The organism is Streptomyces viridosporus T7A (genome assembly GCF_008704515.1).
Lineage (GTDB): Bacteria > Actinomycetota > Actinomycetes > Streptomycetales > Streptomycetaceae > Streptomyces > Streptomyces viridosporus.
On sequence record NZ_CP023700.1, the window covers coordinates 6,232,575 to 6,246,109 of the forward strand.

Annotated in this window: 11 protein-coding genes; 3 read left to right on the forward strand and 8 right to left on the reverse strand. The window is 73.5% G+C overall.

Annotation, left to right across the window (positions count from 1 at the left end; translation table 11 throughout):
- Window positions 1-309: 309 nt before the first annotated feature.
- Window positions 310-489 carry a hypothetical protein gene (locus tag CP969_RS28780; protein ID WP_004982133.1) on the forward strand — a complete coding sequence of 60 codons (180 nt, stop codon included), beginning with the start codon at window positions 310-312 and terminating at the stop codon, window positions 487-489.
- Window positions 486-857: a hypothetical protein gene (locus CP969_RS28785; protein ID WP_016824261.1), complete on the forward strand. Its 372-nt coding sequence runs from the start codon at window positions 486-488 to the stop codon at window positions 855-857. The genes CP969_RS28780 and CP969_RS28785 overlap by 4 nt, the downstream gene beginning before the upstream one ends.
- Window positions 858-986: 129 nt before the next feature.
- Here the strand turns inward: CP969_RS28785 and CP969_RS28790 are convergent, their stop codons facing one another.
- Window positions 987-2,123, reverse strand: a complete 1,137-nt coding sequence (locus tag CP969_RS28790; RefSeq protein ID WP_016824260.1) for a hypothetical protein — start codon at window positions 2,121-2,123, stop codon at window positions 987-989.
- Window positions 2,124-2,444: 321 nt separating this feature from the next.
- Between CP969_RS28790 and CP969_RS28795 the strand changes: the two genes are divergently transcribed.
- Window positions 2,445-3,305 carry a sulfurtransferase gene (locus tag CP969_RS28795; RefSeq protein WP_016824259.1) on the forward strand — a complete coding sequence of 287 codons (861 nt, stop codon included), beginning with the start codon at window positions 2,445-2,447 and terminating at the stop codon, window positions 3,303-3,305.
- A 119-nt stretch (window positions 3,306-3,424) separates the two neighbouring features.
- Here CP969_RS28795 and CP969_RS28800 read toward each other — a convergent pair whose 3' ends face one another.
- From CP969_RS28800 to CP969_RS28835, 7 genes are all read right to left on the reverse strand, one after another.
- A complete protein-coding gene (locus CP969_RS28800) occupies window positions 3,425-4,693 on the reverse strand; it encodes an ABC transporter substrate-binding protein (RefSeq protein ID WP_016824258.1) in 1,269 nt (422 codons plus the stop codon).
- A complete protein-coding gene (locus CP969_RS28805) occupies window positions 4,690-5,712 on the reverse strand; it encodes a hypothetical protein (protein ID WP_016824257.1) in 1,023 nt (340 codons plus the stop codon). The genes CP969_RS28800 and CP969_RS28805 overlap by 4 nt, the downstream gene beginning before the upstream one ends.
- Window positions 5,709-7,097 (reverse strand): vWA domain-containing protein, encoded by a 1,389-nt coding sequence (locus tag CP969_RS28810; RefSeq protein WP_039831427.1) that lies wholly within the window; start codon window positions 7,095-7,097, stop codon window positions 5,709-5,711. Before CP969_RS28810 ends, CP969_RS28805 begins: the two co-directional genes overlap by 4 nt.
- Before the next feature lie 180 nt (window positions 7,098-7,277).
- Window positions 7,278-9,587 carry a tetratricopeptide repeat protein gene (locus CP969_RS28815; RefSeq protein WP_026084802.1) on the reverse strand — a complete coding sequence of 770 codons (2,310 nt, stop codon included), beginning with the start codon at window positions 9,585-9,587 and terminating at the stop codon, window positions 7,278-7,280.
- Window positions 9,588-9,633: 46 nt separating this feature from the next.
- Entirely contained in the window at window positions 9,634-10,956 is a 1,323-nt protein-coding gene (locus tag CP969_RS28820) for a S1 family peptidase (protein WP_016824255.1), read from the reverse strand.
- A gap of 403 nt (window positions 10,957-11,359) precedes the next feature.
- The gene (locus CP969_RS28830) at window positions 11,360-12,277 is read right to left on the reverse strand and encodes an SDR family oxidoreductase (protein WP_016824254.1); all 918 of its coding nucleotides are present in this window, start codon (window positions 12,275-12,277) and stop codon (window positions 11,360-11,362) included.
- A 214-nt stretch (window positions 12,278-12,491) separates the two neighbouring features.
- Window positions 12,492-13,286: an SDR family NAD(P)-dependent oxidoreductase gene (locus CP969_RS28835; protein ID WP_016824253.1), complete on the reverse strand. Its 795-nt coding sequence runs from the start codon at window positions 13,284-13,286 to the stop codon at window positions 12,492-12,494.
- Window positions 13,287-13,535 lie beyond the last annotated feature (249 nt).

A 13,535-nucleotide genomic window follows, 5' to 3' on the forward strand; every position in this document is an offset into this window, starting at 1 on the left:
CCGACCCGGGCGAGGTACCGGAATGTTCTTCGTATTCCTCACGAACAAGTCAAAGGTACTCTTCCCGGCCCACCCCGGTACGGTCACGGTCGGTCACCGAAGACGTCCGCCGCGACGGTCCGGCCCCCTTCCGCGGAGGAACGGACCGCGGCGCTTCCCGCGGTCCCCGTCCCCGGGCCCCCACCTCGGCCTCCCCGAACCGGCGGACGCCGTCGGCCCTTCCCCTTTCCCCCGGGTGGGCTACGATCTTGGCCGGCGTGCCGAGAAGTCCGGTCGGCCACGTGGTCCACGGTCCCCGGGAGTCACCCCATGACGATGTACTCCGCACGACGCGCGCACGCGTGGTGGGCGTCGATCGCGGCCGTCCTGCTCACCGCGGCCGGGCTGGTGACATGGGTCCTGCCCGGGCCCGGACTGCCGGTCCTCGCCCTGGGGCTGCTGTGCTCGGCCGTCGCCGGCGTCCTCTGGTTCCGCGCCCGATCGCGGTGAACGCGACACGGCCCGGGTCCACGCCGTCCCCCGGACGGCGGGCGTGTGTCCTCCTGGGCTTCTTCTGGCTCGCCCTCGCCCTGTCGTACGCGGCGCTGACGCTGATGGGGGAGGCGCAGCTCCCGGTCGTGGGGCCCGCGGCGATGACGACGGCGATCGTGTTCTTCCCCTGGCTGCGCGCCCACGGCCGGGCCTCGCTCGGTGCGGGCGCGGTCGGTGCCGTGGCGGCCTTCTCCCTGCTGGACGTGTTCAGGGAGCACGCGGAGAGGCTGACCGCCGACGCCGTCACCTGTGCCGTGGCCGCCGTGCCCGCCGTCGTGGTCTACGGCGTCCTGGCCGGACGCTTCCCGCGCCGCGCCCCCCGCTGAGCGCCCGGAGGACTCACCGGGGGCGGGAGCCGGGGCCGCCGACGGTGGCACGGCGGGCGGGTGCGCGGACGGGGCGGGCGGCCACCCGGCCTTCGTGTGCGCCGCCCCGCGCGTCACCCACGACGGGTGTCAGCCCTGTGCGTCCTCCGGGAACTCCTCTTCTCCGAAGCCCTCCTCGAAGCCCTCTTCTTCGAAGCCCTCTTCCCCGAACGCCTCCTCCGGGATGCCGCCGAAGAAGCCCTCCATGAGCTCGTCGATCCGCACCTCGGTGGCTCCCGCCGGGGCCGCGGCCTTCTCGCCCTTCCCCATGCGCAACACCAGCGCGAACTTCTTGACCTTCGCGTTCTCCGCCAACTTGGCCAGGTCCACGGAGACTTCGGTCAGCTCGCCGTTCTTCAGCGTGAAGTCGGCCGTGACCTTCTTGTTCGGCGCGTCCTTGAAGTCCTTGGCCGTCGGCAGCTCGGCCCCCGGCGGCAGTTCCTTCGCCAGCGGGCGGAGCTCCTCGAACAGCTCGGTCATCAGCGTGCGGAAGGGGGCCGTGGCCTTGATGTGCTCGGTGCCGTCCGACCCGCCGGAGGTCTTGAAGTCGACCTCCTGGGCGATGACCCGGCGCAGTGCCTTGACGATCTTCTTCTGCGTCCTGGCGTCGAGCGTGGGTTCCGCCGAGGGCGCCCCGCCCTCGGGGTCCTCGGCCCCCGCCATGCCCTCGCCGACCTCCTCCAGCTCCTTCGTCGCGATCTTGATCCACTCGCCCTCGAGGAGCTTCTTGAACGCCCCGGCGCTGTCGGGAAGTTCGTCGACGGGCGGCATCGGGGCGCCCATCATCTGCGGGAACGCGTCCACGTCGACGCGGAGGTAGGTGTAGTCGCCGACCATCCGGTACTCGAACAGGGCCCCGTCCGGGCCGCTGAGCTTCACCGCCACGGCGCTGAGGTCCTTCTCCTCGGACTTCTCGAGCGGCTTCTTGGACTGCACGGAGAAGGAGATCCGCGCGTCGCTGAACAGTTCGGCGATTTCGTCGGGCATCTCCTCGCCGGGCTCCGCCTCGGCGTCCATCGCCTTCAGCGTCGCGGCGTCGGCGTCCAGGTCCAGCTCGAAGGAGAGCGAACGCTCCTTGCCGAGCTTGTCGAAGGCCCGGTCGAGCTTCTGTCCGGCGGACAGGTTCTCCACCGTTCCGCAGGCAGCGGAACCGGCCAGGACCGCGGTGGCGACGGCGGTGGCGGTGAGGGTCTTGCGTATGGCGGAAATGATGGTCTCCTCATGCATGCGATCAGGAAGATCGCTGAGGAGACCGCTCACCGCCCCAAAAGGTTGCACGCCGCGTGCGGGCCGAGCCGCCGACGCGGAACCGGGAGAGGTCGTACCGGAGTTCGAACGGGGTGCCGTGCCCCGGGGAAGAGGTCCGCCGCGCTCCCGACGCGGAGCGGCTCCGGCCGGCCCGCCCGCACGGCCGCATGCCGCGTCCGGGGCCCCCGAACTACCCAGGTGTCCACCTACTGAGACATGTTTCTCAAACAGGTACGTTTGCAGGACACCTCGGCGTTTCGTCGGGGTCCGTAAGAACGAATGCAAGAAAAGGAAACCCGCATGTCTCACCCCCTGCTGGTGGACCCGGCCTGGCTGCACGAGCGCCTCGGGGACCCCGCGATCCGGATCCTCGACGCGACCACTTTCCTCACCCAGCCCGAGGGCGACGGCTACTACGACGTCGAGTCGGGCCGCCAGGCGTACGAGAAGGCCCACATACCCGGTGCCGTCTTCGCCGACCTGCTGAACGACCTCGCCGACCCCGACGCGGCCACCACGTTCACCGCGCTCGACAGCGAGACGTTCGCCGCCCGGCTCGGCGCTCTCGGCGTCGGCCCCGGCACCCACGTGGTCGTCTACGACCAGGGCCCGAACATCTGGGCCACCCGGCTGTGGTGGAACCTGCGGTACGAGGGCTTCGACGACGTGTCCGTGCTGAACGGCGGTCTCCCCGCCTGGATCCGGGCGGGTCACGAGGTCAGGAGCGGCGTGGAGTCCAACGAGCCCGCCGTGTTCACCGCCCGGCGCCGTCCCGAGCTCCACGCCGACAAGGACGCGGTCCTCGCCGCGATCGAGGACCCCGGCACCCGGCTGGTGAACTCCCTCGACCGGCCGACCTTCGCGGGCACCCGCCAGACCTACGCCCGGCCGGGCCGCATCCCCTCCAGCACGAACGTCCCCTTCCCCGACCTCGCCGACTCCGACGGCCGTCTCCGCGGTCCGGACGAGGTCCGCGGGCTCTTCGAGGAGGCCGGAGCCCTGGACGAGTCCAAGAAGGTCATCACGTACTGCGGCAGCGGCATCGCCGCCACCGCTCTGGCCTTCCAGCTGGCCGCCCTCGGCCGCCCCGACGTCGCCGTCTACGACGGCTCCCTCACCGAGTGGGCCGCCGACCCGGCCCTCCCCCTCGAAGTCGACTGACGCGGCTCACCCGGCCTCCCCGGACCCGAACCGTCGGGGGAGGCCGCCGGCCGCAGGCCGTCCGGCGGCCCGACCGGTTCCGGCCGGCCGTCCGGCGTGCGGGAGTGCTCTCCCCCCGCTCACCGCGTACTGCACACCCGCTTCGGCGCCGCTCTGCTGTCGACGCCTTGCGCGGACTGCGCGTCCTGCACCCTCTGCACATCCCGCAGGAGGCCCGGGATGTCGGGGTCCTGACCGTCGGCGGTCCTCGCGATGGTCAGCAGGACGGCCTCGTAGAAGGCGTCCCGCACGGCGGGCGCCATGACGTCCGAGGCGTCCAGGCAGCGGGGCCCTTTCCCGAGCCGCCGGGCGATCTCGCGTTCGACCGCGTCGCCCGGTGGTCCCACCCGGCGGTTCGCCGAGAAGACGTTCGCCCGCTCGGCCCACTTCTGCTGGCCCTCCTCGGAGGCCAGCCGCCGGATCAGCGCACGGGCCTGGGGGCGGTCGCTGAACAGCGCCGCGAAGTCGCCGGTCACCTCGTGGGCCCGGGCCCGGTCGCCGCCTCCGGGCAGCAGCGGAGCGGAGTCCGTCAGGCCGGCGTGCTCCGCGTCGTCCCGGTAGAAGGAGAGCGCGAAGGAGCCCTGGTGCTCCAGGGTGCACCCGCCCCGGTCGTCGAACAGCAGCCCGTTGCCGTCCGGGGCGCCGCGGTGGTCGGTGAGCAGGGCGTTCTCGGCCGCCTTCTCGTCCTGTCCGAGCAGATCGGCCCACGCCTCCCAGGCGGTGACTACCGGAGCGCTGCGCCACCACTCCACCTCGCCCGTGTCCAGCGCCCACTTCTCGTAGACCTTCGGGCCCGCCCGTTGCAGCACGAGGTCCTCGATCCAGTCGGTGCCGGGCCAGCCGGAGGCGCCGTCATCGCCCATGCCGATGCACCAACTCCTCATCGGGGCCGGTGCGTCGTCCGGCCGGTGCCCCTTGCGGTACCAGACGATGCTCTTCAGGTCCGCCTTGACCGGGACCCAGTAGACGTGTTCGGAGGGCGAGCCGGTCGACTTCCAGGGTGCGCCGTACTCCCGCGGGTCGTAGAGGCCGTCCAGCGGTTTGAGGAGGTTCTGGTCGGCGTACTCGGCGAGTTCGCCGAGACCCGGCATGATCACGATGTCCGGGGGCTCCCCCGACTGCACCTGGGAGAGCAGCACCTCCCGTTGGGCCGCGGTGCCCTGGTAGCGGAAGGGGATGCCGAAGTCCCGCAGCACGGTTTCGAACTGCTCCGCCTGCTTGGCCGTCCACGTCCCGAGGATGGTCACCGGTTCCTCCTCGTCGTGCTGGGCCCAGACCACCACCATGCCGCCGGCGGTGATCAGCAGCATGACCACGACGAGGACCAGCATCTTGAACCGTCGGGTCACCGCCGCCTCCAGTAGTCGTTGTCGAGCCGGAGACCGAGCCCCAGCGCGGGCAGGACGATGGCCAGCAGGCTGCCGACGAGAGCGCCCCGGTACACCCGGTCGGTCCAGGCGCCGTCGGCCATCTTCTGCCGGACGCCCTCCGACACCTCCGTGACGGACTGCTGCGCCTCGGCCGGTTCCGGGCCGCTCTGCCAGGACGTCTCGGTGATCTGCCACAGATCCCCGATCACCCCGTCGAGGTCGTCCTGGGTGGAGGACGTCGCCATCAGCGGGACCACCGCGAGCAGCACGGTGAGGACGAAGGCCGCGAGCAGGTACGGGTTCCAGTCGCGGCCGCAGCGGTCGCGCAGCACGAACAGCGCCGAGAGCAGGGTCAACGCCACCAGGACCAGGGAGAGTTCGGCGAGCCACCACCCGCCGCGCTGCCACCGCCCCATGGTGACCGTGGCTTCGGCGTGCTTCATCTGGACCTGCTGCAGTGCCTTCAGGCGGGGCGCGAGCCCCACCCCCTCGCGGGTGAGCAGCGAGTCCGCTTCCACGAGCTTCTGCTCCTGCATCAGGGGCTGGTCGCGGTAGCGGGACGTGCCGAGGCTGAGCGAGTCGCTGTAGGTGGCGAGCAGTCCCTTGACCGTGCCGAGGTCCTGGTCCGTGCGGTCGGCGATCCGGGACAGGCCCTGGTCGGCGGCCGAGAGCTGGGACCGGTAGGTCTCGCCCGAGCCCGCGACGCCGATGAGGTCCATCTCCACCAGGGCGTGGGCCTCCTGGTTGGCCCGCAGGGCCGCGAGCCGGGTGGCGGCGAGCCCCTGCACGGCCGGTGCCTCGCGGGACGCGAGGGCTTCGGCGCCGTGCTGGGCCTGACGGCAGGAGAGGAACAGGGCGGTCGACGCCACGGCCGTGAGCAGGAACAGGACCAGCAGGTGCACCTCCAGCAGCCGGCGGGTCCGCCAGGGGCGCAGACGCCGGCGCCAGAAAGCGGCGGGGGAGAGCCGGCGCCAGAAGGCGGCGCGTTCGGTCGTCACAGCAGCCTCTCCCCGCACGCGATGCAGTAACGGGCCTCGCTCCCGGCCGGGGTGCCGCAGTCGCCGCAGCGCGGGCCCGGCCGCGCGCCGACGGCGTCGGCCAGGGGGCCGCCGGGACGGGACCCGGCGCGCAGGATCAGCGGGCCGAGGGTACCGGCGTCGACGGCGCGCAGCCGGACCCGCCCCGCGGCCGCGTCCTCGATGTCGGCGACCGTGCGGATCTCGTCCAGCACCCAGTCCGTGCCGAACCGCGCCGCCAGCCGGGCGGCCTGCCCCAGGCGGTCCTCGGCGGTGTCCCGCTGGTGTTCCTGGAGGGCGACGAGCCCCTGGCGCAGAGCGCTCCGCATCCGGGCGGTGGCGTTGAGGCCCCGCACGCTGTCGGCGCCCGCCGGGTCGTGGGGCGGGGACTGCCCGGGCAGGTGCCAGCGCGCGGTGACGGGCGCGTGGACGTCGCCGATGGAGACCATGGCGAACTGCAGCTCGGTCTCCAGCGGATCGGCGTCGGAGTCGGCGACCAGGGTGAGCAGGTAGTCGCGTCCGCCCTGCTCCCACTGGTAGGTCGGGAAGCTCCAGCGGTGCGGCCGGCCGGGCTGGAGCAGCCCGCCGAGGCGGTGCGGCCGGGGCGCCTTCTCGCTGAGCGAGACCTGGCGTACGGAGGGCCGCACGGTCACTTCGATCGGAAGGTGGGGCGTGTGCACCCGGCGCAGCCGGTGGATGGCGGCAGTGATCGCATGGCCGAGACCGTCGTCCACGAACTCGGCCGTGCCGTGCAGCCGTTCGGCGAGGGTCAGCAGCGGATCGGGAGCCCAGTCCGCGCCCACGGCGAACACATCACAGGTGAACTGTCCCGCGCAGGCGTCCAGTTCCTCCTCGAGACGGGTGTCGCCGGCGGCGCTGCTGCCATCGGTGATCAGCACCAGATGGCGTACGGACACCGGTCGGCCGGCGAGCAGGGCGCGCGCACCGGCCACCCAGGCGGCGTACCCGGCAGGACGCGGCCCCTCCCGGTGCAGCGGGAGCGATCCGGCGACGAAGGCGGCCCGGCGCCGCTCCTCCCGGTCGGCGACGGCCCACTCGTCGTCGCCCCGCGGATAGCACCGGACCGGCTCGGGGCCGCTGCCGAGCACGGCGAAGGAGATGCGGTCGGGCAGGGCGCGCAGCGCCGACGGCAGGGCGTGCCGGACGGCTGCCCGGTTGTGTTCGGCGACGTCCACCGCGATGATCACGGCGAGCTGGACCGCGGGCAGGTCGGTGGGAGCGCCGTCGGCGGCCACGTCGACCCGCAGATGCGCCTCGATCTTCGCGCTCCGGTGCGGGCGCAGATCGCCGCCGAGGTCGACGCGCAGTCGGATGCCCGGCTGCGGCGGCCGGGTGTGGCTGCTCATGTCGTACGTCACCGCTCCTTCGCCTTCGTCGCCGCGGCACACCGTGTGCCGGGTGCCGATCCGGTCGGTCGTGCCGTGCGGTCGGTCGGTCGTACCGGGGGTCGATCTGTGGTGCGGTCGGTCGGTCGTGCCGTGGAGCCGATCCGGGGTGCCGTGCGGTCGGTCCGGGGTGCCGTGCGGTCAGAACACGGTCTGGGGCCGTACCGCGTGCATGAGGTCCACCAGGTGTTCGTGGGCGGCGGCCGGCTCCTGGTGGCGTGCCGCCAGCCGCCGGTAGAGCGACTCCATCTGTCTGCGCAACTCGCGCTCCGGCGTGCTCAGACGCCGCAGACCGCGGGCGTCGAGCCGTCCGGCGCCCCTTCCCGGGGAGCCGGGCCGGTCGCTGAGGCCGTGCACCGCGTCCAGTTTCCACTCGTGGAGTTCGGTGCTCAGGCGCAGCGCCTCGTCCTCGGACAGGCTCGGCTCCCCGGCGCCCGGTCTTCGGCCCACGAGGCCGCGCAGTTCGGCCAGCGCCGCGTCGACCTCGGCGGGCGCGGGCAGCGGATCACCGTCTCCGGGCAGCCGCGCCGCGCGGATGCGCAAGGAGGCGATCCGGGCGACGGTGTGGTCCAAAGTGCCCTGCCGGACCCGGCCGAGCACGTCGATGGCCGCCCGGCGGTCGCCCGCCCGGAGCGCGAGCCTGGCCAGGCCGAGGGCGGCGCCGCCGTGCGCGGGGTTGCGGGCGAACACCGCCTCGTACAGTTCCTCGGCCGTGGGCTCGGCCGGGTCGTCGCCGAGCCGCTCCGTGCAGTAGGCGAGGGCCAGTTTGGGCGCGTACTCGCCGGGCAGTTCGAGGTGGACCTGCGTGAAGTGGCTCCTGGCCTCGGCGACCTGCCGCGGGTCGTCGTCGAGGCCGGCGCTGCGCAGCGCGAGCAGGGCGCGGTGCCACTCCAGCCGCCACCGGCGCACGGCGGGCGGCCCGGGGACGGAGTCGGCCGTGTCGAGTTCCTCCTGGGCCCGCTCCAGGTCCTCCCGGGTGTTCCGGCCCAGCAGGACGCGCACGTTGTGCAGGCAGATCTCCACCGAGCGCGGCCTCACGCCCTCCTGCTCGAGGAGCTGGCCCGGGTCGTAGCCGCTGCTCACCTCGAACCGCGCCGTCTGCGGATCGCCCGGATACGGCCTCGGCACCGGCAGACAGGCGGCGATCTCGGTGGGCGTGGGGGCGCCGAGGTCGAGGGCCGGTGCCACGGGGGGCTCGTACCGGTCGCGGCGGGGGCGGTCCAGCCAGTGCTCGATGCCGGGCACCGTGCCGAGCCGGGCGCCGAGCAACTGGGTGGACGGCCGGAAGTAGTCGGAGGGCTCGGGCGGGTCGCTCTTGCCGCGCAGCGCACGGATCTCCCGCAGGGCGCCGCGCAGTTGGCCGACCATCTCACGGGCGTCGGCGAAGCGCCGGCCCGGGTCGGTCCGGACGGCACGGTCGACGACCCGCTCGAAGGAGGCGGTGCCGAGGCCGGGCACCTCGGTGACGGCCCAGCGGGCGAGTTCCCGCAGGGTGACGCCGACGGTGTGCAGGTCGTGGGCGACGGTGGGCACGGCCGACGTCCCGGTCTCGGGCGCCATGTAGTCGGGGGTGACGTGGGCGGGCGGCTGGGTCTGGCCCTGTTCGCGCATGCCGCCGAGATCGATGACCTTGATGCCGTCCCTGTGGTGCACGACGTTGGAGGGCTTCATGTCCCCGTACACGAAGACCCGTTCGCCGTCGGCGTGCAGGTGGTCGAAGGCTTCGAGGATCTGACAGCCGTACGCCGCGACATGCTCGATGTCGAGGACGGATTCACCGCGCCGGACCTCCTCGACGACTTTCGCGAGGGTGCCGTCACCGACGTCGTCCATGACGATGTAGCCGCCGGTGATCTGACCGGTGTCGTCGCTCCGGGCGACGAAGTCGCGGATCTGCACGATGCGGGGGTGGCGGATGGCGACGAGGTTGCGGCGTTCGACGTCGGCGAGCCGGGCGCCGTCGTGCTCGTACCGGTTGAGCAGCCCCTTGACGGCGACGACGTCTCCGAGATGGGTGTCCTCGGCGAGGTAGACCCAGCCCTGGCCGCCGTGCGCGATGGGCCCCATGATCTTGTACTGGTCGCGCAGCGTGTCGCCCTCGGTGAGTTCGGGCCGGTAGGAGTAGCGCGCGCCGCAGGCCGGGCAGAACCCCGTGACCGGCACCGGGCCCTCGGTGTAGGGCGGGGCGAAGGTGATGCCGCAGTCGGCGGACGAGCAGCCCATGCGGATGAGCAGCGGTGCCTCGGGGCGGACGAGGCGTTCCTCGGCGGGGCGGGGCTCCCGCTCGGGGAGGGCGAGGAGTTCGCGGGGGCCGAGTTCCCGCGGGTCCTCGGGCAGGGCGGGCAGCCCGGGGTCGTTCTCCGCGCGGCCGCACACGGCGCAGTGGCCGGTGGGCAGCACGGTGCCGCCGCAGGGGGCTCCGGTGAAGCACCGGTGCGGGCAGGTCGTCATCCTCTCGTGGTCCTCCTCCCCGGCCCGGGCCGGGCGGAGCACCGCATCACCGGTCCCCATGGCGGCTCAGGTCGGCGCGCAGGGTCCTGATCAGCGCGCGCAGCCGGGTGAGTTGCTGCTGCGGGTCCCGCACGTCCTCGATCAGGCGGAGCGTGGCCCGGTGCCGGTCGGCCGTCTCGGTCACGGAGCCGAGGGAGGCGCTGTCCACGACGTCGCGGCGGATCGCCCGGCTGAACTCCGCGCGCCGCAGGCGGTCGAGCAACATGTCCGCGTGGCGCAGGAGCGCGGGCCGCAGGAGCCGGTCGCGGGACGCGGTCCAGCCGGGGCCGCCCTCGTGGCGGAAGACGAGCAGCAGCCGGAAGCCGAACAACCGCAGCCGGGCCAGGACGTCGATCAGGGGACCGGGCCGGGGCTCCTCGTCGAGACCGTCGACGAGGACCGTGACCGGCCGGACGGGCGCGCGGTCGGCCGCCCGTGCGGGCGGGGGCTTGGCGCCGCGCAGCCAGTCCCAGTACGCCAGGTACTCGCCGGCCGGGAAGGTGACCTGGTCCAAGGCGTGGTCGATGAGGTCCGGCCTGCTGGCGCCGCCGCGGTGGACGACGTGGGCGCGGTGCGTCAGATGGCGCAGCGAGCGGTCCCTGCCGCTGCCCGGAGGCACCACGGTGATCTTCACCGGGTCCTCGTCCGGGTCGTCGAACCACCGGGTCAACCGCTCCTCGAAGCCGTGGTCCCAGGCGTGCGGGCTGATCAACTCCTTGATGAGCGGCGATAATTCGGCGATGCGGTCGAGGGGGATCAGATAGGAGAAGGAGAGCCGGTTGTCCTCGGGCAGCAGTCTGCCGAGGTCGCCGCGCCAGCTGACGACGAGGCCGACCACACGGGTGGGGCGGCCTTCCTGGGGCCGGGTGCACACGGCGGCGCCGCTGAAGCCGGCGCGCACCACCTCCGCCCTGGTGACGGCGTCGAGCTGCACCCGCTCACCGCTGGCGCCGCCGATGCGCCCCCACAGGCTCATGCCGTCGTCGAAGCCCTCCGCGTAACCGGTCGCGTAGACCTCCATCCCGCCCCACAGCCTGGGCTCCAGCGGGGCGCGGCGCGCCTGCGGGCGGGGACTGTCCAGACGCAGCACGGCGACGTCCTCGCCGCTCGCGCACTCCGGCAGCCAGCCGCCGGGCATGACGCGTGCCGCGACCGGTTCGAGCGCGCTGTTCTCGGCGAACTCCAGCCACATGACGGCGTCCGGGTGGCGCACCACGTGCGCGCAGGTCAGCGCCGTGTACTGGTCGACGAGCACACCGGCGCCACAGACGGGGCCGTTCGCGTCCTCGCGCCGCAGCCTGAGTCTCCAGTCCGCACGCAGTTCCCCCATGCTTCCTCACATTACGTGCAAAGCACGGTGCGTCCCTAGACTCGTGAGCCGGGTGGATCGGTCGACCGCCTCGTCGCAGGGCGGCGGCCGGCCCGGCGGGCCGAGCACGTACCGGGCGGTGGAGGCCGCGTCCGTGCCGTCGCCCCGGACCGTCTCGACGTCGCCCGCCCGGGGGTGGTCGAGGAGCCTGCCGGGGAAGCGCGTGCTCGGCCTCCCGCCCACCCGGTGCGCCGGGCCCGCCCCGCGACATCTCCCGCCGAAGGTATCGGGCGGTGTCCGCACCGCCCGCGCACCCGCTGCCGGCCCGGGGACGCGGCCCCGTCACCGGAAGGCGCCCGGCACCGACGGGCTCCGGCACCCGGGCCGGCCGGACGCGTCCGCCGCGCTCGACAGCACCGGCCGGCTACCGCGCGTCCCCGTCCGGCAGGTCCCGGCCGGGCCGGGACCTGGAGGCCGTCCGACCGGTCCGGCCGTCCGCGCCCAGGACCCCCGTGGCCTCGAACGGCTCGACGGCGGCCAGCCGCGGCAGTTCGCGTCGCGACAGCATCGTCACCACCGAGGGCATCGCGGCGCGGACGAGTTGGGCCGACCGGAGCCAGCCGGGCACGTACACCGACGGGCGGCGCCGTTCGATCGCGGTGACCAGGCGGCCCGCCACGTGCTCGACGGAGTACACCCTGCGCGCCGGCGGCGGCATGTGGCCGCGGAGCTCGCGCAGCACCGCGTACTCGTCCACGTCGCGGACCATGTCGGTGTCGGTCCAGTTGATGTAGGCGATGCCCACGCCCACGCGCCGGTGGGCCACCTCGGCCCGCAGCGCGTGGGCGAAGGACTCGACCCCCGCCTTGGAGGCGCAGTACGCGCTCATCATCGGCGCCGCACCGAGGGAAGCGAGCGACGCGACCTGGAGGAAGTAGCCGGAGGTGTCCAGCAGGTCCCCGATGAACGTCCGGGCCGTGGCGGCACTGCCGATGAGGTTCACCTCGACCACCCGGCGCCACACCGCGGGATCGGACTCGGCGAACGGGCCGCCCTCGGCGATGCCCGCGTTGGCGACCACGACGGAGGGAGGGCCGAGCCGCGCGCGGACGCCCTCGCCGGCCCGGGCCAGGCCCCGGTCGTCCGTGACGTCGGCCTCCCAGCACTCGCAGACGCCCGGCAGGGAGCGCTGGACCCGCCTCAGCGTCCGTTCCTCCCGCCCGAGCAGCGCCACCCTCGCTCCCCGTGCGGACAGTTCCCGTGCGATCGCCGCTCCCAGACCGCGTGCCGCTCCGGTCACGACGGCGGTCCTTCCCCGCAGAGGACTCTCGGTGCCCGGCACGGCGGCTCCTCTCACGCGGTGCGGACGGCCTTCTCCCGACCACCGTAAACACGGACGAAGCCGACGGCATGCCGGCGGCCCTGCTCCCGCCCCGCGCCCGAAGGCCACGGGCGGGGCTCCGGGCGGTCCGGGCGGTCCTCGGGCCCCCGTGGCCCTCACGGCCCGGCGTGCCGCCCCGGCCGCGACCGGGTCCGTGCGACGCGAGGCGGACGGGCTAGGGAAGCATGGCGCGGCGTCCGGGCGCGGCGCAGGACTGCATGGTCATGCCTCCGTCGACCACCAGGAGCTGGCCGGTGAGGTAGCGGGACTCGTCGGAGGCGAGGAAGACCATGGTGTGGCCGATGTCCTCGGGGGAGCCGAGGTAGGGGAGGGCGTTGCCGCTCCTCAGGCTGTCGACGACCTCCTGGGGGAGGTTGTCCTCCAGGGCGGGGGTCATCACGGCGCCGGGCGCGATGGCGTTGCAGCGGATGTTCCGGGGTCCGTACTGGGTGGCGACGGACTTGGTGATGCTGACCACGGCGGCCTTGACGGCGCCGTAGGAGGTCTGGAGGACGTCACCGACGAGTGCGGCGACGGACGCGGTGTTGATGATCGAGCCGCCGCCGGCGCGGATCATGTGGGGAACGGCGTACCGGGAGCCCAGGAGGGTGCTGCGCACGTTGAGGTCGACCGCCCGGTCGAACTCGGCCATGTTCATGCGGAGCAGGTCGAGGTCGGTGCGGGGGTCGGTGCCGCCGACGTGGTTGCACAGGACGTGCAGGGCGCCGTACGCGTCGACGGTGGCGGTGATCATGTCGGCGATGGAGTCCTCTTCGAGGACGTTCACCCCGAGGGGCAGGGCCTGGCCGCCCGCGGCGGTGATGAGGTCGGAGGTCTCCCGGGCCGCCTGCGTGTCGTGGTCGGCGACGACGACGCGGGCGCCCTCCCTGCTCATGAGTTCGGCGGCGGCGCGGCCGATGCCGCTTCCGGCTCCGGTGATGACGGCCACCTTGTCCTGCAGACGGTTCACGGTGGTGCTCCTTGCTGGTGGGGGATGCCCGTGTCGGTTCAGTGCTTCCCGGTCACGGCCGGCTTCCCGCGCGTCGTACTGCAAGTCGTACTGCAACCGGCGCCGCCGCCGTTCCGTCCCCGGCCACTTCGCACCGGCCGGGGGCGACCAGCACATGATCACGTCACGCACGCCGCCACCCGTCGCACGGGACCGGCGGGAGCGCCGCGCCGGACCGGAGCGGCCTCCGGGATTCTTCCGGACCCGCAG